Raw genomic sequence first — 24,475 nt, 5'->3', positions numbered from 1 at the left:
GAGCCGCCGCGTCACCGTGGTGGCCGACAGCAGCTTCGCCGCGCTCGACCTCATCGCCGCCGTGCGCCGCCACGTCACCCTGATCACGCGGTTGCGCCTCGACGCCAACCTGTTCGAACCCGCCCCCGCGCGCGTTCCAGGCCGGCGCGGCCGCCCCGCCCTGAAAGGAAAGCGAGTGCCCAAGCTCGATGCCGTGCTGCGCGACCCGGCCACCGTCTGGACAAAGGTGACGCTGACCGAATGGTACGGCGGCCAAACCTGCAGGCTCGAATACACCTCGGCCACGGCGCTCTGGTCCAAGGCCGGCCTGCCGCCCCAGCCGATCCGCTGGGTGCTGGTGCGCGATCCGTCCGGCACCCGTGACGCGCAGGCGTTCCTGTGCACCGACGCCGACCTCACCGCCGAGGCGATCCTCACGCGGTTCGTCATGCGCTGGCGCATCGAGACCACCTTCCAGGAGGTCCGCCGGCACCTCGGCGTCGAGACCCAGCGCCAATGGTCCGACAAGGCCATCCTGCGCACCACACCTGCCTTGCTCGCCTTGTACTCCCTCGTCACGCTCTGGGCACACGAGCTGCACACCCGGGCCGGACCGATCCGCCCACAGACCGCAGCTTGGTACGACAAACGCCTGCCAACCTTCAGCGACGCGCTCGCCGACGTCCGCCGCGCGTTATGGTGGCCGCAGATTTCATCAACGTCCCCGCCCAGCCGAGACCCCGTCAAAATTCACCCCGACCTCCTCGACCGGTGGATCGACACACTGTGCCGCGCTGCCTGAAATGCGTAAAGTCGAGCTCAGGGCATCCTCCTTACAGATCGCCTCGCCTCTGGCGCGCAGGCCCGGACTGACGTCTGCCACGCCGGCGAGCGCCGCCGCGGGGATGAGCGCCATGGCGAGAGGCAGGGAGAAGGTGAGAGCGCGGAGCATGACGTGAGCCTCGATGGTGTGGATGCGGCTGTCGCCTCGTCGTCCCTTCCGAAGGTGGCGGGCGGGCCGATGGGCGCCGGATCGGATCCGAACGAGCCGAGGGCCGTTGTGGACATAGAGGGCGAGAGTTCGCCCGCCCGGCTCGTCGCCGGGTGGGCGATCGCTGTCACTCGGCCGGGGTGCCCCGGACACGCGCGGTAGGGATGAACCGCGCCGCCGCCACGGTCGGATCGACTGCCGGCCCTACCGCCGAACCAGGACGCGATCGCGCTAAGGACGAGGGCCAAGCTGGCCAGAAGGGCGCCGCGGGACACGCCTTTCGCGGCGGCGGCCGCTTCGGCAGTCTGCTGCTTCGCCTGGGCTGCCCTGTCGCGGATCTGCTGCTCGGTCGAGGCGACGCGTGAGCGGGCCTGATCGATCGGCACGCTCTGTGACTTGGACAGGGCCTGCGCGACCTTCTCGCGGGCATCCGCGACCTGGGCGTCGTCGCCGGTCACCAGGGCCTTGGCGAAGGACGCGGTGGTGCCCTTGAAATCCGCGGGATCGTTCGCGGCCGGCGACGACAGAGCCTGCTGCATGGCGCCGACCGGGTCCGTGCCCTGCGTCAGGGGCGGGACGGCGGTCTGCGCCGCGGAGGACACGGCGTGGCCGACGCCGCCGATGGCGCCGCTGACGGTGTTGAAGGCGCCGCCGATGAGGCCGCCGACCGCCGTGGTGAGCAGGTAGACGATGAGAAGCGTGGTCAAGGCCCAGGAGATCAGCCCGTGCCAGCCGCCTGTGGACGCCTTCGGCCGTCCCGACAGGCGGCTGGCGATGTAGCCGCCCACGAAGGCCGCGACGATGCCCGACACGGCCCACCAAAGGCCGGCACCGATCGAGAAGCCGCTGGCTGACGGATTGTCGCCGGTCGTCGGGTTCAGCGTCGAGGCGCCGATGCCGATGCCGATCATGTTGAGGATGAGTTGGGTCACGAGACCCGCGACCACCCCGGCCAGCACGCCGCCCCACGACACGTTGTTGACCAAGATCGTGCGAGCGTCGTCGGCCGCAGACACCGGGCTGGCGTTCGGCGTATCGACCGCTCCGGGCGAGCGCCGCGCCTGCCCCGTGGCTGATTGAAGATCTGACATTCTGAGGTCCATGTGGCCGATGGCATCCGGAACCGCCGAGGCGCCGGCCACAGGGGCGCGCCGGTGATCCTGTGGGGACGGCCCGGCTCCACGATGGGCTGGGACGGCCTTGCGCGAGCCCGGAGCCGTGGCGGCCGGTGCCCGAAGGCGTTCAGGGCGACCGCGTCACCCTTTGTTGCGTCGGGCCGACGACTTCGCTTTCCCGACTCGACGACGTACGTCGCCCGATCGGCACAGCCGCTCGTCGATTGAGACGTGTCGCTCGAGGCTCGTCATGAGCCTGCGGCGCGCTGCACCACGAGCACGCGAACAGCCACACACAAATCGATATTCTTGCGGTGAAAAGGTAGTTCCATTTCCATGAAATCATCATATTCAACAAATGATACAAACCTCACGGTCGTTGTTTTTTGTGGTTCTGTCATTTGGATGTTGTTATTGGCGTCAACGTGGTCCATGTAGTGTGGGCGCCCGAGGGCGTTCCTCCCTAGACTTGGACCGCTCGCCGCGAGGTGCAGCGGTCCTATTTGTCGGGAACGTCGTGCGCTGCCTCGCTGCCGCTGAAACGGGCTATCGATATGCGCTCCACGACGATGCCGAAGGTCGAATGGGTGGACGTCCTCGACAGAGCGATGCGATCCGGCGATCTGGGTGCTCACCTCGACTGCGTGCAGGGCGCTTTCGCCGACGCCGGCCGGGATGGCGACGCCCTCATGGCCGCCGTAATCCGCGCCCTGCTGCAGGCGGGCGAGATCGAGACGGTGATGTGCATGCGCGCGGAATGGGGCGGCACGCGGCGGACCGGTGGTGACGACATCCGTCGAGCCGATCCGGCACGACGCCTGCGGCCGCACTCATGACGTTGAACCTATCTTTGTCCGGGCGTGAGGAGCCGATGGAGATGCCTTTGACCCCCGACGTTTCCACACCCGTGGACGCCAAGGCCTGGGCGAGGACGCTCGCCCGCTACCGTGAGCCCAGCCTCTACCGCATCCTGTTCGAGATCGCCGCCACGGTCCTGCCGCTGGCAGGCCTTTGGGCGATCATGGGACTGACCCTCAGGGCGAGCCACGGACTTTGCCTCGTCCTCGCCATCCCCGCGGCCTTATTCCTCGTCAGGCTGTTCCTGATCCAGCACGACTGCGGCCACGATGCCTGCTTCCGCTCCCGTGCGACGAACGATTGGGTCGGCCGCGCCATCGGCGTCGCGACCCTCACGCCTTACGACTATTGGAAGCGCACGCACGCCGTCCATCACGCGACGGTGGGCAACCTCGACGAGCGCGGGCTCGGCGACGTCACCACGCTGACGGTGGCCGAATATCGCGGGGCGTCCCGCCTGGGCCGGCTGCGCTACCGCGTCTACCGCCATCCCGCGGTGATGTTCGGCCTCGGCCCCACCTACCTGTTCCTCCTGCGGCATCGGCTGCCCGTCGGCCTGATGCGGGCGGGCTGGCGCCCGTGGCTCAGCACCATGGGGACCAACGCCGCCACGAGCCTGATCGTCGCCGGCCTCGTCTGGTGGGTCGGCTTGGTGCCGTTCCTCGCGATCCATGGGCCTGTCGTGCTGATGTCCTCCTCCCTCGGCGTGTGGCTGTTCTACGTCCAGCACCAGTTCGAGGAGACGCACTGGTCGGCGAGGCCCGACTGGAGCCATGCCGAGGCGGCGCTCCACGGCAGTTCCCACTACGACCTGCCCAAGGCATTGCACTGGCTGACGGCCAATGTCGGGTTGCACCACATCCATCACCTCGGCAGCCGCATCCCGTTCTATCGCCTGCCTGCCGTCATGCGCGACTACCCCGAGTTGGGAAACGTCGGCCGGATTACGCTGGTCCAGAGCTTTCGGTGTGTCCCCCTCACTTTGTGGGACGAGAGCAATCGGTCCCTCGTGTCCTTCAGGACGGCGCGGCAGATCGTCCGCTGACGTCGAGGCGCCGACAGGGTCGCGGGTCTACGCTCGACGGGTGCAGGACCTTTCCCTGGGCCCATATGATTGATGCAGTGCAACATAACTCACCGTGAAAGCTTCCCCATGCTGTTTCCCTGGTACGCGGTGACGATGCTCGCCTTCGAGTCGAACGGGGTCATCGCGCTCCGCATGTTGAAGATGGCGTCGGGCGGTCGCGAGGCGCGCGCCGAGGCCGACCTGATGGTGAGCGAGAAGGTCGATGCCCTGATCGAGGCTAGCGGCAGCCTGTGCGGGGGAGCCACGCCCGCCATGGTGATCGGCCGCTACCGGGAGCATGTCGCGGCTAACGCGCTGCGGCTCGCGGCCTGATGGCGGCCACGGCGAAGGTCGGCGCCCATCGACGGCCCGCGGACCGGTGGTCGGGGCTGGCCGCCATCGCGCGCGAACGCGCTTCGGAGAAGGCGGCCGAGGCCGCCCGGACGTCCGACACCGACGCTGCAGCGCCGCATCTGGAGCAGCGCGCATACCTCCTCAAACTGGCCGAAGTCTACGACCGGCGGGCGGTGGAAGACTGAGTGGAAGGCGCCGGAAGCTCCCGACGGCGAGGTGCCGCAGGTGCCGTCAGTCTTTCAACCGCGGGAGCATGAGCGACAGGGCGACGAGCACCAGGGCGCATCCTAGCAGGCCACCAACCTACAGCAGGGACGAAGCATCCAGGCCGGCCGTCATGTCACCGCCATCCGCTCCAGGGCCGTTCGGCCGGCAGCCCTCGCCAAAGCTATGCTCGAGAAGCCCGTATCGCTCCGGTCCAGGACCATCGCGCCGAAACGTCGGATCTCCCAGGCGAACGGGTCGGGAAAGGATGTGCGTCGCACGACGAAGATCTCCGGAGCGGCGATGTGCGTCCGATTGAGGGCGTTCGCGCGTCGGACCGCAGAAGCTGCCTCACGGGCAGCCTGCGTGAAGTAGCTCTTGGGACGTTTTAGCATCGTCACCTCCGTCTCTCGCCGAATCTTCTCGGGCGGCGTTCCTCGGAGGAGGCATCGTCGGACAGGCGACGTCGTCCTCCTCGATCAGGCTCCGGACCGCGGCGGCGAACCTCTCCATGCCCTCGCCCACGACGAGCATCCGCCGAACGAAGTGGGCGATCTCCGCCGCTCGCATTCTCGGCCGGAAGGCGACGCCATCCTGTTCCTGGATCCCGATCACGGCGGGCCGGCGAAGAGGCAGCATAGGGGTTCACCGCCAATCCGGCGTCTCGGGACGAGACGCTGAGAACGTAATTTGCAACGAGCGACTCCTGTTGTTCTCCAAATTTTGATAGGTTAGTGGAAAATTAACGATCGATCCGGAGCGATTTTCGGCCTCCGCGACTCGCGACACGACCGACTTTGCGGAGCGGGACATTTTCGACGCCGATCTTCGTCGGCGGCGCCCTATGTCCGATGTCGCAGGAGGGCAACCTTTCCCTCTCAAGGCGAAATTGACGACGTCGATGACGGATCTGCCGCATCCGTTTTCCATCAAATCTGAATGAGCCCGAATCTCCCCCATGCGAAGCGGAGAACATCCAGGCGAGGATGTCCGGCGCAGTGGTCGGAAACCTCCTCGGGCGCCGACCGCAATCACGAAGGCGAGAGCATGCCGCGTTACTTCTTCGACGTGAAAGACGCTGACACGTATAGGCGGGACGAGGTCGGGCTCGATCTGGCCGACGATGAGGCGGCCCGCAAGCACGTCGGCTCGCTGTTGCCGAGCGTGGTCCAGCACAGTCTGCCGGATGGGACGCCCCACGCCTTCGAGTGCAGCGCCAGGAATGGTGCGGGGATGGTCGTCTACAGGGGCGAGCTGCTTTTTCGAGGTGTGCGGCCGTAGACGCACGGAGCTTGGGCACGGGCGTCGACGCGATTGGACCGAAGCGTGGTGGACCAGGATCATCCAAGGTGGGCCTGCGAACATCGTCGAAGCCGGACGGCGGAGGAAGTACAGGCGCACGTGGAGAACCACGGGAGCCCTTCGACGACCTCCCTGATCGCGGCCATGTGGCGCGGCTCGAGCCGATGCTCGACTCTGGAAGGGTCCTCGTGATCGCAGGCCGTGCGTCAGTCCATCGTTCTGATGCAGTGACGGCCGTTCGCGATCGCCTCGGCGGCGCCGCGCGCCCGCACGCGAGCCTGCGCGACGCCCGGGCCCGTCACGCTCTCGGCATGGTGTTGCGGCGTCATGATCGGATCGGCCAACCAGCGGGCATCGGCGACTCGGTCGCTCGCGGAGTCTGCGTCGCGTTGCAGCCACCAGACATCGATCATGTCGTCAACCCTGATCTCAAGGGTCGCTTATGGAGGTCCGGTCTGGCCGACCCGCCGTGCGGCAACGCCACCCGTCTTGTGCTTCTCGTAGCGGCTCTGGCCCTTGGACATCGACGCCGTCACGATCCTGACGACGGGTCCGGACGAACAGGCTGTCGATCATCGCGACCGAGACCTGCGGAGCGCTGTTCATCCTTCGCGTACGTACCCGGGTCCACGCTCGCCCTTGAGCGTCAGCGTCGCCGCGTAGACGACGTTTCCCTGCTCGTCGCGCGCCGTGGCCGTGATGGTGCGGGTGTCGCCGTCCGGTATCTTGTCCCGCGCCATGTCGGGAAGGGCATCGAGGGCCGTCTTGCGGGCGGCCTCGGTGTCGGGCAGCACATGACCCGTGTGGTCCTGATGGAGTCGATCGCCATCGTCCGTGTCGATGAAATAGCGGGGCATGAGCGTCTCGCGACAGGGTGGGCGAGGAAGCGACTTCCCTCGATCACCGGCGCCCTGATGGCGGTCCGCTGACAGCATTCCCATACATGTTTCGGTTCGGCATCTCATTTGTTTTTTGATGGTTTTGCTGCCGTCGAGGTGAAGATAATTCGAATTGAATTCGCACATTTCATGTAAACGGTCGATATCGTGAATTTTTATCTTACTGCGCCTCACCGTGAGGAGACCCATCGCCTGCAGATTCTGGAGCGAACGGTTCATGTGGACGGCCGAAAGGCCCATGGTGTCGGAGAGTTCCCGCTGTGTGACGGGGAAATAGAATTCGCCTCCGTCGGCCAAGCCGATGGACTTGAGGCGCAGGTGGATCTCGCAGAACAGGTGGGCGATGCTGCTTTCGGCGTTGCGTCGGCCCATGTTGACCAGCCACTCCCTCAGGGTGGCCTCATCGACCAGCGTCGCCCACCAGAGCGCGCGCGCGATGGCGGGTCGCTCCAGCAACTCCAGGATCCGTTGCCGCGGGATGTCGACCATGGTGCAAGCCGACAGCGTCGCGATGCCGTGATCCATCGCCTTCAGGATGAAGATGTTCAGATCGCAAAAATCGCCTGGGATGAGATAGGCGAAGATCGATCGCCTGCCGTCGGGCAGGATCTTGTAGCGCATGGCAAAACCTTCGAGCACGAGGTGCACGTCCTCGGGCGCGTCGCCTTCACGGATGATGTCCTGGTGGTCTTCGACCGTTCGCGGACGCATGATCGTCTCATCGAGCAATCGTCGGTCGTCATCGGACAGGGGTCCGAATAATTCGAGCTTACGGGCAAGTGCGTTGACCACCGCAGTCTCCTGGTCACTGAATGCCTGTTCCCCGAACGACTGCCGCTCATTGATAACTTTTGGCAATCACGCACTCGTCCACTGTTGAAGCTTTAGAGATATGCTTACCATCGGCGGCTGTCGGCGTCGAGTTGGCCCTGAACCTTTCGAGCGAGGCCCAAAGCGCATCCTATCGCTGCGAGCGGCGGCTCTGCGCCTGTGTGCGATCTCCTGGACGTGAGCATGTCGACCGGGGTCGCACGTCGGGTTATCCCGCGCTTCCCGTGCTGTCGAATGGGCGCGGCGGCGCAGGGAGGAGACGAACAGGCCGGCGATGGACCGGACCGCTGGCAGGACGGGGCGGAGGTCCCGCCGGCTCGTCGCATGGCGTGGATGTTCGAGAAACACGCCGGAATGGCGTTCACCGGCCGTCATGATGCGCCGCTTATCGCAACCTTCCTCAAGACATGGGCGTGCGCGTCTCATGCGATCAGGCGCGCCTCGATCAGGTCGATCTCTCGGACGAGCCTGCGAAGAACGACGTCGTCGATGGCGCCTTCACGGCGGAGGCGGTACAGCGCACCTCGCTCTGCAGCGATGCCAGCGATCCGCAGGCGCCCCTCCATGGTCGTGATCTGACTCGCTCGCGTCGTCGCGGTCCGGTCTTCGCTGAGGTCGGCTTTCAGGCTCTCGTAGCGATCCATCGCCCGTGCGCCGGCTTCAACGGCGATCGAGGCATCGTCCTGCTCCTCGGCCAAGCGGTGCTGGAGAACCTCGATGGCCTTGACGGCGTCGTCACGAGCCACGACCCGGGCGAGGTCCTCTTCCGCATCGTGGCTCGGTCCGGGAGGCAATCGCAAGCCCCGGAGGATCGGCGGAAGGATCATGCTCGCGACGAGGAGAGAGGTGAGAATGACCCCCATCGCCAGGGAGATGACGAGGTTGCGTGCGGGAAACGGGCTTCCATCCGCCATGGTGGCGGGAAGGGTCATGATGCCGGCGAGGGTGATGGCTCCCTTGACGCCAGCGAGCGTCGTGGCGGTCACGAGGCGCCATGCCGGGATCGTGCGCTTCTCACCGCGGCGATGCGCGCGAAGGATGGCGATGTGGAGCGAGACCCACACCCACGCGAACCGAACCAGCATGAGCCCGGCGGTGATCGTCAGTATCCAGACGACGATCCAGCCGACGCTTCGAACGGAAACCTCATCCAGGGCATGGTCGAGCACGCTCGGCAACTGCTCGCCGAGGAGAACGAAGATCGCTCCGTTCGCCGCGAGTGCGACGCTGTTCCAGACCGGTCTTATGTAGCTGCCTCACCTGACAGCTAGAACAAAGGGTTAGCCAAGGCGTGCCCCAGCCGTCATAGCGCAAGCGAAGGCCAATGGACGCATCGCCGTTTCATAAAGCCTGAGATGCGCGTCGGCATCGGCGATCATGCGCCGACTCTGTTCAATGATGGCAGTGGCGTTTTCGATGCGCTCGCGGTCTTCTCGGAGCGCGACATCGGTATGCCGGATTGAGCGTTCGATGAGTTCGACGTACGTCATAGTCGCACGGTATCAGACAGGGATGAACGGCGCACTCACACAGGTGTAGCGCGCCGATCCATTGACCGCCATCGCCGGGCCGGGCGGTATGTCGTAACGACCCGGTCGCCGTCGCAGAGGTCGAAGGCTACGCTCATCCCTAAGGCAGACTTCGCCTGTTCGAGCGCGTCCAGGATGTTGGATGCCGAGATCGGCACCTCCGCCTTGGCCGATCCGAGGCCGCCCAGCGGCACGGCTCTGTAGGTGGTCGGCATGCGTTCATCCCTGGATGACTTGACAGTTCCTGTAAATCGGCCTGTTACGGCGTCACCACCTCGCCCTGGTAGGTAATCCGGCCTCTTTAGATGACGCGACCTGCCTCGTCCCGCACATCGCACGAGATGGTGTGCAAATCTCCGTCCGGAAGTTCTTCACGCGCGATGTCGGGAAGAAAGCCCTGACACTCTTGGCGTGCTTCTTCGAAACCAGCGAGTTCGTGTCCGAACTCGTCTTTGTGAAAACCCTTGCTGTCTGTGACATCGAAATAGTACCGGGGCATGAAGTCCTCGCCTTTGCGGCAAGGGTGCACGGCTCCCCCAAGCGCCGCATGCCGAGATCGAAACGACGACGGAACACGCGTAGGCACGACTGGCCGGGATTACACTCACCTTTGATGGCTTGCGTACAGGAAACGTGACCGGACGTTCAACGAGGCGCCCCTCCCCGCTGCTGAACCCGCTCGGGGTGCGAAACGCCGTGAGACGGCATGATGCCGTATGAGACGCGGTCGGGAGTGCCTGTCGGTCCAATTCCAACACGGCCTTGTGTAGCGATTTGCGCTGCACGGCGTCGGTAGAGATACCGCACGCGCAAATTCTGCAAATTTTGACGCGCCGGGTTGCGAATCCGGCTTGCGGGCTCGCGGCGGTCGCGAAATAAAAGAGCCACCAGAGCCGCCGTAATCGGCCTTGGTGGCTGTTCCTTGACACCAGCGGAGAAGTCGAGGGGTTTGCGAAGAGGATGACGGTCAAATCCTAGGAGGGGGCTTTCGCCCCTGATGTCCTTCGGTCCTCAGCACGCCACGTCGCAGGCCTCGCACCTGCGGCGTGGCACTGTCGTATCACCTTCCTTTGGAGGCGGCAATGTCTTTGTCTTGCGACCCCTATGAGGTCGTGCTCGCGGATCTGCGCGCTAGAGCTGTTGCCGCTCAGGTTGGGTCATAGGCATCGTAGCCTGCTGCAGCGAGGTAGTTTCGGCACTCATCGGGTCTGAAGCGCGTGAAGGCGTCGCGGATGGCAGCCCACAGGTCGGGGACAGTGCGGGCCGCCGCGGTGCGCAGCAGGGCCTTCAGCTTTGCGAAGGCTTGCTCGATCGGGTTGAAGTCCGGGCTGTAGGCCGGAAGGTAGAGCAGCTTCGCCCCCGCCGCTTTGATGGCCTGCCGGACGCCGGTCACCTTGTGGGCCGCGAGGTTGTCCATGACGACCGTGTCACCTGGTTTGAGCGCGGGCACGAGCGTGCCGGTGACGTAGCATAGGAACCGCGTCCCGTTTGTGGCCCCGTCCATGAGGTCGATCGCGAAGGGACCGCTCGCCCGCAGGGCGGCCGTGACGGTGGTGGTCTTGTAGTGGCCGTGGGGCACCGCGATGCGGCAGCGCTCGCCCCGCGGAGCCCGCCCGTAACGCCGCTCCATGTTGGTGGCGGTGGCGGTCTCGTCCAGGAACACGACGCGATCAGGGTCGATGTCGAGTTGCCCTCGAACCGGCCTCGCGTGCCTCCATCACGTCGGGCCTGTCCTGTTCGGCGGCGTGCAGATCCCCTTTTTACGGGTGATGCCGTGACGCCGGAAGAAGCGGGACAGCCCGCTCAGGCTTGCCGTCGCGCCGCTTTCCCCCAGCACGTCCCTCACCTCGCGCAGATAGATCTGCGGGCGCGCCTCGTAGGCCTTCAGGATGGCGGCCGAATGGGCCTCAGTTCGGTGGGAGTGCCGGTCCCCACCCATCGGCTTGGCCGCGATCTCGCCCTCGGCCCGGAAGCGTGCGCGCCACCGGATGGCCGTCGCCACCCCGACGCTGAAGCGCTCCGCCGCCTCGCGGCAGGACGCGCCCTCCTCGATGGCGGCAATCACCCGCTCGCGCAGGTCCAGCGACAAAGCTCGGGGCATCGGTCTTCTCCGTGATCCGGCCACCACCGAATCACAGCACCGCCCCCTGCGCTACCTCGCCCGAGCCAACCTGAGCGGCAGCAGCTCTAATATAATTCAGTGAGTGGAGCTCTAATACAGCTAAATACTGCCTATATTGTTACTGATTTCGAATCACAAATGGGATTCTTGTCGATCGCATGATATGAAAATTCCATAACGACGCTCACAGGCACGTTGCATCCATACCAGCCCCGCATCCTTTTGCACGACTCCACAGCTCTTGCCCACGCGCCAGGAATGCGGCCACACGCTCGCCTTCTGCCGCTCCCCGACTCACGCCCGTCATTCAGCCCTCGACGCCTCGCCTCGCCGGGGAGCGCAGCCATCACGGTCTGAGCAGGCGATAGGACTCCGCCAGCCTGCGGCGGCTATCGGCGATGTTGGAATTCATAGATTGAAGCGAGCGCCCGGTTTCCGCCAGTTGGCGCCAAGCCGCCGCGATCAGGGCTTGGCTGTCTGAGACAGGCGACGACGGGGGCGTAACGGGAGAAGGCAGCATGACGCGCTCCACGGATCTGTGTCAGACGGTCGCATGCTGAACTTATGTTAAGCTGGCGTGGTGGTCCATGGCGCCGGGCGTCGGCCTTCTAAGCGCTGTAGAGAGCCTTGCGCCCCGGTGTCTTGCTCCCGCATCGTCCTTCCTGTCGTGGCGATCCTCGCCCGTCCCGCGGCCTCGGCGTTCGCCTTTGCGCCGGGGCTGCGGTCTTCGCCTCAGTGCAGATTGCCTCGCGGGCTGTCGCTGTCCCTCGCACCTCGCGAGACGTCGAAGTTGTAAACTACAGATCCAGCCTCATCCACGGACTGCACCATCAGCCCACCTTGCTCCGAATGCCGTCCAACGATGGTCGCGAGGATCTTGGTTGTGATCCTGAGGCCAGCGGGGATGAGATCGTTTTGGCTCGGCAGTTCGATGGAACCGACATGCTCCCGGCCGTTCGCGCTCACGAGATAAAAGTGGAACTTGGGCACGCCTGATTTCCCACCGCTCGGAGATATGCGCGCTCCCCTCGGCCGACGACTCCCGAGCCGCAGTCGTCCCTACAATAGATAATGCGATTGGAGCAGACTGCGCCATAGCGGTCTTGGGGGGGAATCGGCGGAGCGTGACGTCCCGACGCACCTCGAACTTGCCACCACAAAATGTGTTTCAGCCCTCGTATCGGGAGGGACACATTGGAAGCGGTTGCGATTGTCGGGTTCGTGCTCGTGGCGGCTGTCCTGATGACCTTGCTCATGTGGGAGTGAGGGCAGAGACTACGCCAGCCGCCACATCGCCCCCGAACCCTTTCCATCCTTGAGCACCCGCCCGCCTTCACCGAATTTGCGCCGCACCATTGATTGTGGCATCGCAGCATGGTCCTGTGGCGATGGCACTCACCTGTAGGACGGCGGAGCGCTACACGGCCCCGCTCGATCCCGTGCCCACGGTGGGCGGGGCCGTGGTCCTATCGCCTTCGCAGCCTCACCCCTGGCCCGTTTCCATCATCGGCTAGGAAGCGCACGCCCTCCGTCTCGGCGGCGTCCTGCATCATGCCCACGGTATCGGCCGACACGGGTTGATCTCCCTCGCACTCAAACCGCTTTACCGTCGAGATCGACACCCCAGCAGCCTTGGCAAGGTCCAGCATGGACCAATTGAGCATGCCGCGAGCCGCGCGGATCTGAGCGGGCGTAGGCTTGGACACTGGGGCCCCCTGTCGTGATGTCGCGGGTGCAACCTCTCGCACATCAGTATTGTGTGCAACTCTACCCTATGGACAAATCCCGCTCAGAAAACCTGTTTTGGACACCTTGTCGCACCCTCCGCTAGGGCGTCCTGTCGGTTGAAAGGACAGGACCCGCCAACCCCTAGCCGCAGAGTGAGAACGTGCCCCGCTTCTACTTCGACCTGCATGACGGCCCAAACTGCTCAACCGATGAGTTTGGCGACGAATTCGATAGTTTCGAAGATGCTCGCCAACACGCGCAAGCCATCCTGGGCAATCTTCTTGAAGAGGAGCTGCCGGATGGCGAGGAGCGTAGCTTTATGTGCGAGCTGAGGGACGGCAATCGCGACGTGCTCTATCGCTGTCGGCTCAAGTTGCAAGGTGAGCGAGTGAAGAGGACAGAGCCGCTGACATAACGTAAGCGTCGCCCCGGCCCCACCTTCTGGAGCCTGACCGGGTGATCGATGATCGAGGCCGCAGGAGGCTTCGATCCATGTCTATACCTGAGCACATGCACGTGTCGGAGGGGCCGCAGCGCTTCGACGTGTTCACCGGCGGAGGGCGCCGACGCCGTTTCACCGCGGCCGAGAAAGCTGCGATCGTCGACGAAAGCTACGCGGACGGGACCTCGGTCTGCGGGGTCGCGCGCCGTCACGGCCTGACGTCCCAGCAGCTGTTCGGCTGGCGCCGACTGGCTCGCCTCGGGCCATCTTCGTCTCTGCCCGCCGAGCGACCGCTGTTCGTGCCCGTCATCGTGGCCTCCGAGCCCGAGGCGCCGCCCCGTGATGAGGCGCCCACTGGCCCGAAGCCGCGCAGGCGCCGGATGCGGACCGAGGAGGCGAGCATCGAGGTGGAGATCGACGGCGTCGTGGTGCGGGTGGGCCGGGACGCCGACGCCGGCGTGATCGCGGCGGTGATCGGCGCGCTCAAGGCCGGCTCTTGATCGGCCCCTCGGGCGCAGTGCGCGTCATGCTAGCCACGCGGCCGGTGGACTTCCGCAAGGGCATGGATGGCCTCGCCATGGTGGTGCGCGAACAGCTGGGCGCCGACCCGTTCTGCGGTACGGTGTTCGCCTTCCGCTCGAAACGGGCGGACCGGCTCAAGCTCCTGTTCTTCGACGGCACTGGCGTGGTGCTGGTGGCGAAAAGGCTGGAGGCGGGCGCGTTCCGCTGGCCGAAGCCGGGCGATGGTGCCGTCCGGTTGACCGCCGCCGAGATGGCGGCGCTCGTCGACGGGCTCGACTGGCGGCGCGTGCACGTGTCGCGTGAGGTGGCCGTGCCGCGGCTGGCCGGTTAGGCGAGAACAGGCGAAGGCGTCGCGCGCGGGGCTCGGGTGTGATCTGATCCCTCTGTGATCCCGAGCGAGCCCGCCCCCTCCGACGACCCCGCTGCCCTACAGGCCATGCTGGCGGCCGAGCGGGCCGAGAACGAGCGGCTGCGCAAGATCATCCGCGAACTCCAGCGCCACCGCTTCGGCCGCCGGGCGGAAAGCCTGCCTCTCGATCAGCTCCAGCTCGGGCTGGAGGAAGCCGAGCAGGCCGAGGCGGCCGACGAGGCCATCGCCGAGGCGGCGGCTCCGACCGTGCGCGCCGCCCGCGTCGCCAAGCGCCGGGCCAACCGGGGCTCTCTGCCGGCCCACCTGCAGCGGATCGACACCGTGGTGGACATCGCCGACGACAGCTGCCCGTGCTGCTCGGCCCCGCTGCATCGCATCGGCGAGGACGTGTCCGAGCGGCTCGACGTGGTGCCGGCGCAGTTCCGGGTGCTGGTGGTGCGCCGGCCGAAATACGCCTGCCGGGCCTGCACGGACGGCGTGGTCCAGGCGCCCGCACCGGCGCGGCTGATCGAGGGCGGGCTGCCCACCGACGCCACCGTGGCGCAGGTGCTCGTGTCGAAATACGCGGACCACCTGCCGCTGTACCGGCAGGCGCAGATCTTCACCCGGCAGGGTGTCCTCCTGGACCGCTCCACCTTGGCCGACTGGGTGGGGCGCGCGGCGCTGCTGCTCGAACCCGTGCACGGGCGGCTGCTCGACCACCTGAAGGCGTCGACGAAGCTGTTCGCCGACGAGACGACCGCGCCGGTGCTCGACCCCGGCCGTGGGCGCACGAAGACCGGGCAGCTGTGGGCCTATGCGCGCGACGATCGCCCCTGGGGCGGCGCCGATCCGCCGGCGGTGGCCTACGTCTACGCCCCCGACCGCAAGGCCGAGCGGCCCATGGCATATCTCGCCGGCTTCACGGGCGTGCTGCAGGTGGACGGCTATGAGGGCTACCGCGCCCTGACGAAGGGCGACCGGGTGAAGCTCGCCTTCTGTTGGGCCCATGTGCGGCGAGGGTTCATCGACCTCGCCGCCAAGGGCGCGTCGCCGATCGCCGCCGAGGTGCTCGAGCGCATCGCGGCGCTGTATCGGATCGAAGGCGAGATCGCCAGGCTCCCGGCCGAGGCCCGCCGCCAGGCGCGGCAGGAGCGCAGCCGGCCGCTGTTGGTGAAGCTCGACCTCTTCCTGCGCGACAAGCTGGCCCTTCTCAGCCAGAAGAGCACGCTCGCCGTGGCGATCCGCTACGCGACCTCGCGCTGGGACGGGCTGACGCTCTACGTGGACGACGGCCGGGTGGAGATGGACTCCAACACAGTGGAGCGCTCGATCAGGCCCCTCGCCCTCACCCGCAAGAACGCCCTCTTCGCCGGTTCGGATCGGGGCGGCCAAACCTGGGCGACGATCGCGTCGCTCGTGGAAACCTGCAAGCTGAACGGCGTGGACCCGCAGGCCTACCTCTGCGACGTGATCACCCGCATCGTGGGCGGCCATCCCCAGAGCAGGCTCGACGAGCTCCTGCCCTGGGCCTACCCGACCATCCCGGGGCTCAAGGCGGCCGCCTGAGCCGTCCGGCGCCCTGCCTCACCAGGCAGCCCCACGCAACGTGGGCTCGGCAACCCGCTTACGACATAACTACGCCAGTCGCCACACGCTCGCCTTCTGCCGCTCGCCCACCTTCCGCACGGCCCCGCGCAGCGACATGCGCTTCATCGTGGCGCCGACCTTGTGCGAGACCGTGAGGCGGAGGCGGGTGTCGTCCTGATCCCAGCCCTCGGCCGTGATGACGTGCCGAGCGAGCTGGCGGGTGCACAGGGGCTCGGGAGAGGCTTCCAGGGCCGCTTTGCACAGCGCGAACACGTCCGACCGACGCATGGCCTTCGCGGCGCCGTGGTAGACCGTAGCGGGCCTGTCTATGGCCGTGGGATCGAACAGGCGGACCGTCGCGGCGATGTGGAGGAGATCGGCCCGAGCCTGGCCGAGGCGGTCCTCAAGGCTCTTGATCTGGGCTTCGATCTCCGCTCGCTTGAGGAGGAGTTGGGTGACGATGAGAGGCTGGGACATGGCTCGGCATCATCGCCGATCCGTTCCGGCCGGGGCAGATGGGTTTAGGTGAGCTTGCTACCTAAGACCGCTGACCCCAGCACTCCGACACGGTGAGCTTGCGCGGGGGCTGACCCTACCGCGGCCAGAGCACTCCGAGCGTCGGGCCGATCAGGAGCGCAACGCTGGCCAGCGCCATGAGGGTCTGAACCCATGTCGGCGCCGCGAACGGCGTATGGTCGGCTTCGACCCGGGCCTGCGCTCTACTGTTCATCTGAACCTCGCTCCTGCCGCTCCGACCAGCGTCCTCCCGATTCGTTAATAAACGGGCAGGCTCTGAACCCGTGGCGCCGATCCAGCGCGACTGGCACCATCGCGGTGCGAGGTGGAGCGGGTCGGGGCGGCGCTGGGGCGGCTGGCGGAGCTGGTCTGAACCCGCTCCCGTCTCCGCTCATTGCCGGAGGTCAGGTCGTCCAAAAACCCGCGGAGAGCGTGATGCAGATGCTGTCAGCCGAAACCCAGAAGTGCGTCGAGACCTGCCTCAAGTGCTACAGCACCTGTCTCGGTATGGCCTCGAACCACTGCCTCAAAGTCGGCGGCCCGCATGTCGAGCACGACCACTTCCGGCTCATGCTGGCCTGCGCCGAGGTGTGCCGCACCCACGCTCACCTGATGATCCTGGGCTCGCCCCACGCCAAGCACCTCGCACCGGAGTGCGCCGAGATCGCCACCAAATGCGCCGAGAGCTGCGAAAAGGTCGGCGACATGGACGAGTGCGTGAAGGCCTGCCGCGCTTGCGCGTCCTCCTGCACCGCGATGAGCTGAACCCCTTACCACCCGGCTCCATATCCTTCGGGGTGAGTTCCATCCGAAAGCCGGCAGCTCACCATGAGGCTGAGCGGCCCGACCTTCTCTTGGAACGTGGCCGGAAGCCAGGAACGAGCGAAGACGGCTGAAGGTCCGAACCTAGTGATCGGCAGGCGGGTTGAAGGCCTTCGCAGGCCATCAGGAGGCATCGTGCATTTTCTCGGAATCGACTGGGTCGGGGTCAACGCCGAGAACGGGCGCAAGCTCGTGCTTTCGATTGTCTTCATCGTCGTAGTGGTGGGCGTCCGCATCGGTCTGCGGGCGCTAGTGGGTCGCTTCGCCGGCCGGAGCCGCGATGCCACTGCGCAGCTCCGCTTCTGGTCGCGTCAGGGCATCAGCCTTCTCGCCGCCGTGGTGCTGGTGCTGGGTCTCCTGTCGATCTGGTTCAACGATCCCACGCGCCTCGCCACAGCGTTCGGGCTGGTGTCGGCCGGCGTCGCCTTCGCGCTCCAGCAGGTCATAACCTCGCTGGCCGGCTATCTCGTGATCCTGCGCGGCAACACCTTCACGGTCGGCGACCGCATATCGATGGGCGGCGTGCGCGGGGACGTCATGCGGCTCGGGTTCATTCAGACCACCATCATGGAGATGGGCCAGCCACCCTCCGTGCAGGGCGCCGATCCCGCCATGTGGGTGCGCAGCCGGCAGTTCACCGGCCGCATCGTGACGGTGTCGAACAGTCAAATCTTCTCCGAACCGGTCTACAACTACAGCCGTGACTTCCCCTTCATCTGGGAAGAGATGATGATCCCCATCACGTATCAGGCGGACCGCGGTTTCGTGGAGCGCACCCTGATCGAGGCAGCGCGCTGCCACGCCGCCGACCCCGACACGATGGCGGCCAGCGCCAAGGAGCACCTCCAACGCAGCTTCGGGGTGGAGCCGATCGAGCTGGAGCCGCGCGTCTTCTGGCGCATCACCGATAATTGGATGGAGCTGACCGTGCGCTTCATCGTCGGCACGCACGAGATCCGCGGAGCCAAGGACGCCATGACGCGCCACATCATAGGCGAGCTGGACCGTGCCGGCATCGGCATCGCGTCCGCAACCTACGACATCGTCGGCCTGCCCCCGCTGCACTTGCAACGAGGTCGCCGCGCCGGGCCTGCGCAGGAGCGTGACGCCGGCGACACCGCAGGCCGAATGTCGTGATGGAGGGCATGCAGGGGTGGTTAGCCGGGCTCGGCGGCGCACGCCTCCGGGCCCGGATCGAGGACCTCGGCGATCAGTTCTGGCTGCGGCCCGCGCTGGTGGTGGCGTCCTGCATCGGCCTCGGCGTTCTGGCCACGTGGTACGATGAGCTTACAGACGATACCTGGAAGGTCCTGTCGACGGGCTGGTTCTATTCCGGAAGCGGCGAAGGGGCGCGCAGCCTGCTGTCCGCGGTGGCGTCGTCCACCATCGGCGTCGCCGGCACGATCTTCTCCATCACCATCGCGGCCCTGTCGCTCGCATCTGGCCAGATGGGGCCGCGGCTGATCCGCAACTTCGTGCGCGACCCGCGCAACCAGATCGCGCTCGGCATCTTCCTCGGCACCTTCGCCTACGCTCTGACGGTGCTGCGGACGGTACGGACCGGTGACGAGGGAGCGTTCGTTCCGGACCTCGGCGTCACGGGCGCGATGGCACTAGCGCTGGTCTGCGTCGGCACGCTGGTGTGGTTCGTCCACCATGTGGCCACTTCGATCAACGTTGAGACCGTCGTGGGCGCCGTGCACGACGATCTCGTCGCGGCGATCGGCAGTGACGCTCTCGGCGAGCCGCCGCTGCTATCCCCCTCCGAGGTGGTGCGGGGCGAGGCCGTGGCCGCGTCGGGCAGCGGCTTCCTCCAGGCCGTCGATGCCGATGCCTTGGCCGACTGGGCGGCCGAGCGGGGGATCGAGGTGGCGCTACGGGTGCGGCCGGGGGCCTTCGTTCCCCACGGCGCGCCGGTCGCGATCATCTCCGCTTCGACGGAAGACGCGCGGGAGGCCGTCGACCGCGCGCTGACCTTCGGGCCGCGGCAGGCCGCTTTGCAGGATCTCGAATACCCCGTGCGCCAGCTCAACGAGATCGCGGTGCGGGCGCTCTCGCCCGGCATCAACGACCCTTTCACGGCGGGCAGCGTGCTCGACCGCTTCGGCGACGCCCTGTGCCGTCTTGCGAAGCGGCACCTGCCGCGCGGCGCCGTGGCCCGCGACGGGCGGATCGTGCTGCGGCTCGACGTGGTCGACTACGATGGGCTGTGTGACGCCATGTTCCACACGGTGCGCCAGAACGGGTCGGGCTCGGCCTACGTGCTGATCCGGCTCCTCGAAGTGCTGGCCCATGCGGCTGAGGTCGAGCGCTCGCCGGAACGCCTCGCTGCGCTGCGCCGCCACGCCGACCTCGCGATCGGGGTGGCGCGGGACGGCGTGTCGGATCCAGCAGGCCTCGAAGACTGCGAGAGGCGGCACCGCGCTTTCGCGGCCTCGGTCGACATGGCCGACGCGCCCGCTGCCGCGGCGACATACGGCCCTCGGCGCGGGTGAGAGGCTGCAACCCGATGTCCGTCCTCGATCTCCTCGCCATCCTACTCACCCTGTCGGCCCTGTTCGGCTGGGTGAACCGCAAGCTGGCGCTGCTGCCGCATACGATCGGCCTGCTCGTCATGGGCGTTGCGGCATCGCTGGTGCTGCTCAGTGTCGACGCCGTCGTGCCGGGCCATCGCGCCTCCTCGCTGATCCATGACGTGCTGGGCCGCATCGACTTCAGCGCTGTGGTGATGGACGGCATGCTCGCCTTCCTGATCTTCGCGGGTGCGCTCAGCGTCGACGTGCCGGAGTTGCGCAGGCGCGCGTGGCCCGTGTTGGCCCTGGCCATCGTCGGTACAGGCCTGTCGACCGTGATCGTCGGGGCGGGCCTGTACGGGCTGTCGCTCGCGCTCGGCCACCCTCTGCCATTCCTGTGGGCCCTGGTGTTCGGCGCCCTGATCAGCCCGACCGACCCCGTCGCCGTGATGAGCACGCTGAAGAGCGTCGACCTGCCCGAGAGCCTGAAGGTGCAGATCGAGGGCGAGGCGCTGTTCAACGACGGCATCGGCATCGTGCTGTTCACCGTGCTGCTGCGCTTCGCGTCCGGCGCCTCGGCAGCCGAAACCTCGCCACAAGCGATCACGGTCCTCCTCCTGCAGGAGGCCGCCGGCGGCCTCGCGCTGGGCGCCGTCACGGGTTACGTCGCGTACAGGGCCATGCGGGCGATCGACGACTATCCCGTCGAGGTCCTGGTGACGCTGGCGCTGGTGACGGCCACTTACGCGCTGGCCGAGAGGCTCGACACGAGCGGACCGCTGGCGATCGTGGCCGCCGGGCTCATCATCGGCGACCGTGGCCCCCGCTACGCCATGAGCGAGACGACGCGGAAGTACGTCTTCGCGTTGTGGTCGCTGATCGATGAAGTGCTGAACTCGGTGCTGTTCCTGCTGATCGGCCTCGAGGTGACGCAGCTCGCCTTCGCGGGCTCGAACCTCCTCCTCGCGTTGGCCGCCATCCCGCTCGTTCTCGTGGCCCGCGCGGTCGCGGTGGCGATCTGGCCGGCGCTGTTCCCCGGCTGGCGCGCGCACCTGCCGCCGTCGAGCGTGCCGCTGCTGGTGTGGGCGGGCGTGCGCGGCGGCATCTCGATCGCGCTGTCGCTGTCGCTGCCCGACAACCCGGCCAAGCCGGCCATCCTGACCTGCACCTACGCGGTCGTGCTGTTCTCGATCGCAGTGCAGGGCGCGAGCCTCGGCCTGATAGCGCGTCGGACCGTGAAGGCGTGAGCTTCGCCACTTTGCTTCTTCTCAGCCTCTATGCCTTCGCTCCCGTGGTCGGATGGCTGACGAGAGGTCGCTCCTCGCAGTTCTTGGGCCAGGTCTCCTATCTCCTCTTCGTGGCACTGATCACGCTGATATCGCAACTCACTGTCGCGACGGCGGATGCAAATGGTGAGATCTCGACACTGGCAGCACTCGCAATCGGCATCCTGTCCGCCGTGGTCACCATGCCCGTCTTGCTCAACTCGCCATCTCAGGATCCTTCGCCGGCCGGAGGTAGCCCATGCCGGTCAGCCACCTCAATCTGCAGAGCTTGAGACGTTCTCCCATCGGTGGCATGCCGCCATCGCCACGCGAGAGGCCGCATGTCCGACACAGCACCCGCTGCCCTCGTCGAGATCACGTCCGAGGTCGTCTCCGCTTACCTGGCGCGGAACCACGTCCCTCCGGCCGAGATCCCCGCCCTCATCGCATCGGTCCGTACGCCTACGGCGAGGGCCGTGGAAACGGTGCTTGCGGGTTTCGTTGCGGCGTGATCGCGGGTCGATAAGGCCCGGGGCTGAGCGTCCGGGTCAGGCTGCGGCGTCGAGGCTCGGCGAGGCGGCCGAGGTCGGCTTCCAGTTCCACGGCAGCAGCTCGCCCAGGCGCTGGGCCGGGTGGGCCGCGATGCGGCTGAGCACGTCGGCCGGCCAAGCCTGCGGGTCGACGTCGTTCAGCTTCGGACAGCAGCGCCGGAAGCGGTGACGCCTGTACCGTTCAAGCCGACGGCGGCTCATGTGAGCCTACATTTCATGGTGGTGCATCGAAGATCGAAGCAACTTTCACGGATAGCAATCTGTCCTCTATGCGGACCATAGAGGAACACGCTCATGCACATTCTCCGCATCACCGCCGCCGCCCTCCTGATTGCCTCGCCGCTTGCCGTCACAGCGGGCTCAGCCAACGCCGCCACGGCTCACAACTCGCAGGCTGGCGGCTTCGGAGCGTCGTCCAACGCCGGGGACTCCACGGTCAGCTCGCGGCACGTGAAGCACTCGGCCAAGCACATGCGTAAAACCATGTGAGATCATCTGCCGGATGGAAGAGCAGATCGGACATCGCCCCGCACAGCGGTCGACCCTTCACCGGGCCGAAACCATCCCGCCCCATGGTGACCCGGTCGGCCGCGCGATCCGCCGCGGCTGTCGGGTCGGGGGAGGTCGCGTCCGTACTGCCCTTCCACACGGCTGCCGACAGCTCGGCAAGCCGCTCCCGTGGCGTGCCCGGCAGGGCCCGCCTGATGTCGTCCGCAAACATGAACCCTGCCCCAAGCTGGGGCCGTCCTCAGGCGCGTGCGTCCTCGATCACGGAAACGGCAATTTCCGCGTTGACTCCCTCAGGGGAGCTATGGGACTGTCGCGATTGCAGCGGGCGACAGCCCAAATCGATTCCAAGAGCCCTGGACCCGGCAAGGTCTGGGGCTCTTCTCGTTTCAGCGTCCTATCCGGCCATCCCGTCTCCATCTGCCGGCCGCGACTCGCGCCACGCCCGATAGGGCATCACGCCCGGATGGGGGTGCCGTGTCAAACCGGCACGGGTCAGGTTACGGCTTGCGGGCGTGCTTCGGCGCGGTCCAAAGGCAAACCGCCTTGCGGACCTGCAACACGATCCGGGAGGGATCCACGCGGGCCTCGTCGACCCATCGGAGGGCAGCGTCCCACGTTTCAAGGTGCAGTCGCGGCGGTCCGGGCAACAGATCGGCCAAGTCGCGGTATTCGAGGTCGCTGGTGCGGCCCCACCACGAGGTGCAAGCGTCAGAGCCGTCCCATTCGGCCTGGAACAGGCATAGGTCGACGTCGCTGTCCGGCCGATGATCACCCCTCACGCGGCTTCCGAACAGGTAGATGGCCGGCACCCCTGACACGTCGTCAACCCATCGCGAGACGGCATCGGCGAGGGTAGGAAGATCGGATGGGAGGTGCGCTGGCTGATGCAGCAGGCTCACGGCTCACCTGCACGCGTGAAGTGATCACCCTCGTCGAGATCCGCCGGCCCGCCATCCACGATGCGCTTGAGCATCCGGTAGCTGTCCGCCACCAGTGTGCTGGCCCGGACGTACCCCGGCCCGTCGTCGAGCTCGACCACCAGCACCTCGCCGCCGATGCTGTCGCCGCATTGAAACAGCCCTAGGCCATTGGCGACGGACTGTACCGCTCCCCCGTTGCGAACGAGCCGCGCCTTGGCCCGCTTCGGATCCAGCGCGCCGTGCTTGAGCGAGGCAGCGAGATCGCGGAGCACCCGATAGCTTCGAGACACTGCGGCGAGGTCATCGCGGTACCGGTCGTCGGCTTCGTGCTTCGCCATGGCCGGCACGCCAGCGGCGCGACCGTGCGCATGGATGAGGCCGGCCAATGCGTCGAGCGTCAGCACAGCATTGACCAGGGCCCGCACGTCGTCAGGATGGTGCAGTGAGTGTTCCATGTTCGGCTGCGCGACCTCCTCGTGGAATTCTGTCGGGGTCATCGATTCACCTTGACGTAGGACGTGCACCGGAACTCGCCGCCGGGCTTGTAGGGGTCAAGCACGCGCTTCCTCTTGGCTTCCCACACGACCCAATGGTCGTCATCGTCCAGCTTGCCACGCAGCACGGCGTCGAAGGCGAAGGACGTGTAATCGGCGCTTCCGATCCGCTTAAGCTCATCGGTGTCGACGCCGAACGTCAGCAGCGCGGTGCGCAACTCCTGACTGCTGGTGCCGCGGATCTCGCAATGTGCCGGCAGCCTTCCCTTCGCTTCGTTGAGGCTCACGCCCGCGATGATCGCGACGCAGGCCGCACCGCAATCGTTCTCGTGTTTCTGGGTCACCAGCCGCATACTCCCTCCCTGATTTACGACTCAGGATCGTAGTCATATGCGGCTGACTTGCGCATCCCCGCTGTGTCGATCGGAGGACGTGATTCTGTGAAGCTCGCCACCGTCTGCGCTCTGAGTGTGATCCTGTCGGCTGCGTCCGCTCATGCGGCGGCGAAGCCCCTTCCGAAGAATTGCTCGCGAGCGTTCGCGAAGGCCTGGAGCAACCGCGGAGCCGCGGCGACTTTGCCGAAGCCGAAGGAGCGCTGCCTCCTGCATGGGGAGACCGGCAGCTACATCTGCGATGGTGGTGGGTGCGCGCGACCGTGAGAGCTGTGGGGTTGCTGGGCTGATGCCGACCGACCGCTTCATCCGCGACAAGGCCGCGATCCGCGCCGAGCTGGAGCGGCGAGCGCGGGCGCGACAGGTCATCACGTACGGCGGGGCAGCGGCGCTCGTGGGTCGAGCGAAACAGGGGCTCGGCCCGCTCCTGACCGCGATCGGGACGGAGGAGAAGCAGCAGGACCGGCCCGACCTCGGAGTCCTGGTCGTGCGGATGAGGACGGGCCTGCCGAGCTACGTCGGCGCCGGGCAGGACGCGCAGGACAGGGCCATCGCGGTCCAGGAGGCCGTGTTCGCGGTGTGGGCCGGGCAGACGTGAGGGTGTAAGCCAG

30 protein-coding genes and 2 pseudogenes are annotated in these 24,475 nt (G+C 66.6%); 16 read left to right on the top strand and 16 right to left on the bottom strand.

Annotated elements, in window-relative coordinates:
* Positions 1-16: 16 nt before the first annotated feature.
* Entirely contained in the window at positions 17-781 is a 765-nt protein-coding gene (locus L7N97_RS28745; protein ID WP_237482750.1) for an IS701 family transposase, read from the top strand.
* 17 nt (positions 782-798) lie between these two features.
* On the opposite strand, the gene L7N97_RS28740 is transcribed toward L7N97_RS28745, so the two are convergent.
* Positions 799-1,986, bottom strand: a complete 1,188-nt coding sequence (locus L7N97_RS28740; RefSeq protein WP_237482748.1) for a PhnA-like protein — start codon at positions 1,984-1,986, stop codon at positions 799-801.
* Positions 1,987-2,333: 347 nt separating this feature from the next.
* Entirely contained in the window at positions 2,334-2,519 is a 186-nt protein-coding gene (locus L7N97_RS28735) for a hypothetical protein (RefSeq protein ID WP_237482746.1), read from the bottom strand.
* 135 nt (positions 2,520-2,654) lie between these two features.
* On the opposite strand from L7N97_RS28735, the gene L7N97_RS28730 reads away from it, so the two are divergent.
* From L7N97_RS28730 to L7N97_RS28710, 5 genes are all read left to right on the top strand, one after another.
* A complete protein-coding gene (locus L7N97_RS28730; protein ID WP_237482745.1) occupies positions 2,655-2,921 on the top strand; it encodes a hypothetical protein in 267 nt (88 codons plus the stop codon).
* Between the two features lie 41 nt (positions 2,922-2,962).
* Positions 2,963-3,988, top strand: coding sequence for a fatty acid desaturase (locus tag L7N97_RS28725; protein WP_428981071.1), 1,026 nt, complete (start codon positions 2,963-2,965; stop codon positions 3,986-3,988).
* 108 nt (positions 3,989-4,096) lie between these two features.
* The gene (locus tag L7N97_RS28720; protein WP_237482741.1) at positions 4,097-4,342 is read left to right on the top strand and encodes a hypothetical protein; all 246 of its coding nucleotides are present in this window, start codon (positions 4,097-4,099) and stop codon (positions 4,340-4,342) included.
* Positions 4,342-4,548, top strand: a complete 207-nt coding sequence (locus L7N97_RS28715; RefSeq protein WP_237482739.1) for a hypothetical protein — start codon at positions 4,342-4,344, stop codon at positions 4,546-4,548. Before L7N97_RS28720 ends, L7N97_RS28715 begins: the two co-directional genes overlap by 1 nt.
* 1,066 nt (positions 4,549-5,614) lie before the next feature.
* Complete coding sequence (locus L7N97_RS28710; RefSeq protein WP_237482737.1) at positions 5,615-5,848, top strand: DUF6894 family protein; 234 nt, start codon at positions 5,615-5,617, stop codon at positions 5,846-5,848.
* Between the two features lie 227 nt (positions 5,849-6,075).
* Here L7N97_RS28710 and L7N97_RS28705 read toward each other — a convergent pair whose 3' ends face one another.
* The 9 genes and pseudogenes from L7N97_RS28705 to L7N97_RS30460 form a co-directional block, all read right to left on the bottom strand.
* Entirely contained in the window at positions 6,076-6,282 is a 207-nt protein-coding gene (locus tag L7N97_RS28705) for a hypothetical protein (RefSeq protein ID WP_237482735.1), read from the bottom strand.
* Positions 6,283-6,471: 189 nt separating this feature from the next.
* Positions 6,472-7,626, bottom strand: coding sequence for a Crp/Fnr family transcriptional regulator (locus L7N97_RS28700; protein ID WP_237482733.1), 1,155 nt, complete (start codon positions 7,624-7,626; stop codon positions 6,472-6,474).
* A 395-nt stretch (positions 7,627-8,021) separates the two neighbouring features.
* Positions 8,022-8,768 (bottom strand): cation:proton antiporter family protein, encoded by a 747-nt coding sequence (locus L7N97_RS28695; RefSeq protein ID WP_237482732.1) that lies wholly within the window; start codon positions 8,766-8,768, stop codon positions 8,022-8,024.
* Positions 8,769-8,879: 111 nt separating this feature from the next.
* Positions 8,880-9,089 (bottom strand): hypothetical protein, encoded by a 210-nt coding sequence (locus L7N97_RS28690; RefSeq protein WP_237482730.1) that lies wholly within the window; start codon positions 9,087-9,089, stop codon positions 8,880-8,882.
* Positions 9,090-9,124: 35 nt separating this feature from the next.
* A complete protein-coding gene (locus L7N97_RS28685; protein ID WP_237482728.1) occupies positions 9,125-9,343 on the bottom strand; it encodes a hypothetical protein in 219 nt (72 codons plus the stop codon).
* An 86-nt stretch (positions 9,344-9,429) separates the two neighbouring features.
* Positions 9,430-9,627: a DUF6894 family protein gene (locus L7N97_RS28680; RefSeq protein ID WP_237482726.1), complete on the bottom strand. Its 198-nt coding sequence runs from the start codon at positions 9,625-9,627 to the stop codon at positions 9,430-9,432.
* Positions 9,628-10,275: 648 nt separating this feature from the next.
* Positions 10,276-11,229 (bottom strand): annotated as a pseudogene (locus L7N97_RS28675) (IS630 family transposase).
* A 753-nt stretch (positions 11,230-11,982) separates the two neighbouring features.
* Positions 11,983-12,240 (bottom strand): hypothetical protein, encoded by a 258-nt coding sequence (locus L7N97_RS28670; protein ID WP_237477094.1) that lies wholly within the window; start codon positions 12,238-12,240, stop codon positions 11,983-11,985.
* A gap of 476 nt (positions 12,241-12,716) precedes the next feature.
* Positions 12,717-12,956 carry a helix-turn-helix domain-containing protein gene (locus L7N97_RS30460; RefSeq protein ID WP_342398957.1) on the bottom strand — a complete coding sequence of 80 codons (240 nt, stop codon included), beginning with the start codon at positions 12,954-12,956 and terminating at the stop codon, positions 12,717-12,719.
* A gap of 182 nt (positions 12,957-13,138) precedes the next feature.
* On the opposite strand from L7N97_RS30460, the gene L7N97_RS28665 reads away from it, so the two are divergent.
* The 4 genes from L7N97_RS28665 to tnpC all read left to right on the top strand — a co-directional run bounded on the left by L7N97_RS28665 (position 13,139) and on the right by tnpC (position 15,860).
* Positions 13,139-13,393 (top strand): DUF6894 family protein, encoded by a 255-nt coding sequence (locus tag L7N97_RS28665; protein WP_237477093.1) that lies wholly within the window; start codon positions 13,139-13,141, stop codon positions 13,391-13,393.
* Between the two features lie 77 nt (positions 13,394-13,470).
* Positions 13,471-13,920 carry an IS66-like element accessory protein TnpA gene (gene tnpA / locus L7N97_RS28660; RefSeq protein WP_237482724.1) on the top strand — a complete coding sequence of 150 codons (450 nt, stop codon included), beginning with the start codon at positions 13,471-13,473 and terminating at the stop codon, positions 13,918-13,920.
* Entirely contained in the window at positions 13,917-14,273 is a 357-nt protein-coding gene (gene tnpB / locus L7N97_RS28655; protein WP_237482722.1) for an IS66 family insertion sequence element accessory protein TnpB, read from the top strand. Before tnpA ends, tnpB begins: the two co-directional genes overlap by 4 nt.
* A gap of 105 nt (positions 14,274-14,378) precedes the next feature.
* Positions 14,379-15,860, top strand: coding sequence for an IS66 family transposase (gene tnpC, locus L7N97_RS28650; RefSeq protein WP_237482921.1), 1,482 nt, complete (start codon positions 14,379-14,381; stop codon positions 15,858-15,860).
* A 69-nt stretch (positions 15,861-15,929) separates the two neighbouring features.
* Here tnpC and L7N97_RS28645 read toward each other — a convergent pair whose 3' ends face one another.
* Positions 15,930-16,358 (bottom strand): hypothetical protein, encoded by a 429-nt coding sequence (locus L7N97_RS28645; RefSeq protein ID WP_237477092.1) that lies wholly within the window; start codon positions 16,356-16,358, stop codon positions 15,930-15,932.
* A gap of 474 nt (positions 16,359-16,832) precedes the next feature.
* Here L7N97_RS28645 and L7N97_RS28640 point away from each other — a divergent pair, with 474 nt between their 5' ends.
* The 4 genes from L7N97_RS28640 (at position 16,833) to L7N97_RS28625 (ending at position 20,979) form a co-directional block, all read left to right on the top strand.
* Positions 16,833-17,162, top strand: coding sequence for a four-helix bundle copper-binding protein (locus L7N97_RS28640; RefSeq protein WP_237482720.1), 330 nt, complete (start codon positions 16,833-16,835; stop codon positions 17,160-17,162).
* Between the two features lie 63 nt (positions 17,163-17,225).
* Entirely contained in the window at positions 17,226-18,356 is a 1,131-nt protein-coding gene (locus tag L7N97_RS28635; protein ID WP_237482718.1) for a mechanosensitive ion channel family protein, read from the top strand.
* An 8-nt stretch (positions 18,357-18,364) separates the two neighbouring features.
* Entirely contained in the window at positions 18,365-19,714 is a 1,350-nt protein-coding gene (locus L7N97_RS28630) for a DUF2254 domain-containing protein (RefSeq protein ID WP_237482716.1), read from the top strand.
* 14 nt (positions 19,715-19,728) lie between these two features.
* Entirely contained in the window at positions 19,729-20,979 is a 1,251-nt protein-coding gene (locus L7N97_RS28625) for a cation:proton antiporter (protein ID WP_237482714.1), read from the top strand.
* A gap of 566 nt (positions 20,980-21,545) precedes the next feature.
* Here the strand turns inward: L7N97_RS28625 and L7N97_RS28620 are convergent.
* Positions 21,546-21,692, bottom strand: a pseudogene (locus L7N97_RS28620) (transposase domain-containing protein); the annotation flags it as partial.
* A 150-nt stretch (positions 21,693-21,842) separates the two neighbouring features.
* Between L7N97_RS28620 and L7N97_RS28615 the strand changes: the two are divergent.
* On the top strand, positions 21,843-22,037 hold the full coding sequence (locus tag L7N97_RS28615; RefSeq protein ID WP_237482712.1) for a hypothetical protein: 195 nt from the start codon (positions 21,843-21,845) through the stop codon (positions 22,035-22,037).
* Positions 22,038-22,555: 518 nt separating this feature from the next.
* Here L7N97_RS28615 and L7N97_RS28610 read toward each other — a convergent pair.
* The 3 genes from L7N97_RS28610 to L7N97_RS28600 all read right to left on the bottom strand — a co-directional run bounded on the left by L7N97_RS28610 (position 22,556) and on the right by L7N97_RS28600 (position 23,825).
* On the bottom strand, positions 22,556-22,867 hold the full coding sequence (locus tag L7N97_RS28610) for a nucleotidyltransferase domain-containing protein (protein WP_237482710.1): 312 nt from the start codon (positions 22,865-22,867) through the stop codon (positions 22,556-22,558).
* 86 nt (positions 22,868-22,953) lie between these two features.
* A complete protein-coding gene (locus L7N97_RS28605) occupies positions 22,954-23,475 on the bottom strand; it encodes a hypothetical protein (RefSeq protein ID WP_237482709.1) in 522 nt (173 codons plus the stop codon).
* Positions 23,472-23,825, bottom strand: coding sequence for a cysteine peptidase family C39 domain-containing protein (locus tag L7N97_RS28600; RefSeq protein WP_237482708.1), 354 nt, complete (start codon positions 23,823-23,825; stop codon positions 23,472-23,474). Before L7N97_RS28600 ends, L7N97_RS28605 begins: the two co-directional genes overlap by 4 nt.
* Before the next feature lie 328 nt (positions 23,826-24,153).
* Between L7N97_RS28600 and L7N97_RS28595 the strand changes: the two genes are divergently transcribed.
* Positions 24,154-24,462, top strand: coding sequence for a hypothetical protein (locus L7N97_RS28595; RefSeq protein ID WP_237482706.1), 309 nt, complete (start codon positions 24,154-24,156; stop codon positions 24,460-24,462).
* Positions 24,463-24,475: the final 13 nt, after the last annotated feature.

Origin of the sequence: Lichenibacterium dinghuense (assembly GCF_021730615.1) — a bacterium.
GTDB lineage: Bacteria > Pseudomonadota > Alphaproteobacteria > Rhizobiales > Beijerinckiaceae > Lichenihabitans > Lichenihabitans dinghuensis.
This window is presented reverse-complemented; position numbering and strand designations above follow the sequence as displayed.

What these genes read in the sequence shown, in the direction of transcription:
- L7N97_RS28735 (WP_237482746.1), bottom strand. Translation starts at nt 2,519, where the DNA reads ATGGACCACGTTGACGCCAATAACAACATCCAAATGACAGAACCACAA.
- L7N97_RS28730 (WP_237482745.1), top strand. Translation starts at nt 2,655, where the DNA reads ATGCCGAAGGTCGAATGGGTGGACGTCCTCGACAGAGCGATGCGATCC.
- L7N97_RS28725 (WP_428981071.1), top strand. Translation starts at nt 2,963, where the DNA reads ATGCCTTTGACCCCCGACGTTTCCACACCCGTGGACGCCAAGGCCTGG.
- L7N97_RS28720 (WP_237482741.1), top strand. Translation starts at nt 4,097, where the DNA reads ATGCTGTTTCCCTGGTACGCGGTGACGATGCTCGCCTTCGAGTCGAAC.
- L7N97_RS28715 (WP_237482739.1), top strand. Translation starts at nt 4,342, where the DNA reads ATGGCGGCCACGGCGAAGGTCGGCGCCCATCGACGGCCCGCGGACCGG.
- L7N97_RS28710 (WP_237482737.1), top strand. Translation starts at nt 5,615, where the DNA reads ATGCCGCGTTACTTCTTCGACGTGAAAGACGCTGACACGTATAGGCGG.
- L7N97_RS28705 (WP_237482735.1), bottom strand. Translation starts at nt 6,282, where the DNA reads ATGATCGATGTCTGGTGGCTGCAACGCGACGCAGACTCCGCGAGCGAC.
- L7N97_RS28690 (WP_237482730.1), bottom strand. Translation starts at nt 9,089, where the DNA reads ATGACGTACGTCGAACTCATCGAACGCTCAATCCGGCATACCGATGTC.
- L7N97_RS28685 (WP_237482728.1), bottom strand. Translation starts at nt 9,343, where the DNA reads ATGCCGACCACCTACAGAGCCGTGCCGCTGGGCGGCCTCGGATCGGCC.
- L7N97_RS28680 (WP_237482726.1), bottom strand. Translation starts at nt 9,627, where the DNA reads ATGCCCCGGTACTATTTCGATGTCACAGACAGCAAGGGTTTTCACAAA.
- tnpA (WP_237482724.1), top strand. Translation starts at nt 13,471, where the DNA reads ATGTCTATACCTGAGCACATGCACGTGTCGGAGGGGCCGCAGCGCTTC.
- tnpC (WP_237482921.1), top strand. Translation starts at nt 14,379, where the DNA reads ATGCTGGCGGCCGAGCGGGCCGAGAACGAGCGGCTGCGCAAGATCATC.
- L7N97_RS28645 (WP_237477092.1), bottom strand. Translation starts at nt 16,358, where the DNA reads ATGTCCCAGCCTCTCATCGTCACCCAACTCCTCCTCAAGCGAGCGGAG.
- L7N97_RS28640 (WP_237482720.1), top strand. Translation starts at nt 16,833, where the DNA reads ATGCAGATGCTGTCAGCCGAAACCCAGAAGTGCGTCGAGACCTGCCTC.
- L7N97_RS28635 (WP_237482718.1), top strand. Translation starts at nt 17,226, where the DNA reads ATGAGGCTGAGCGGCCCGACCTTCTCTTGGAACGTGGCCGGAAGCCAG.
- L7N97_RS28630 (WP_237482716.1), top strand. Translation starts at nt 18,365, where the DNA reads ATGCAGGGGTGGTTAGCCGGGCTCGGCGGCGCACGCCTCCGGGCCCGG.
- L7N97_RS28625 (WP_237482714.1), top strand. Translation starts at nt 19,729, where the DNA reads ATGTCCGTCCTCGATCTCCTCGCCATCCTACTCACCCTGTCGGCCCTG.
- L7N97_RS28615 (WP_237482712.1), top strand. Translation starts at nt 21,843, where the DNA reads ATGCACATTCTCCGCATCACCGCCGCCGCCCTCCTGATTGCCTCGCCG.
- L7N97_RS28605 (WP_237482709.1), bottom strand. Translation starts at nt 23,475, where the DNA reads ATGACCCCGACAGAATTCCACGAGGAGGTCGCGCAGCCGAACATGGAA.
- L7N97_RS28600 (WP_237482708.1), bottom strand. Translation starts at nt 23,825, where the DNA reads ATGCGGCTGGTGACCCAGAAACACGAGAACGATTGCGGTGCGGCCTGC.
- L7N97_RS28595 (WP_237482706.1), top strand. Translation starts at nt 24,154, where the DNA reads ATGCCGACCGACCGCTTCATCCGCGACAAGGCCGCGATCCGCGCCGAG.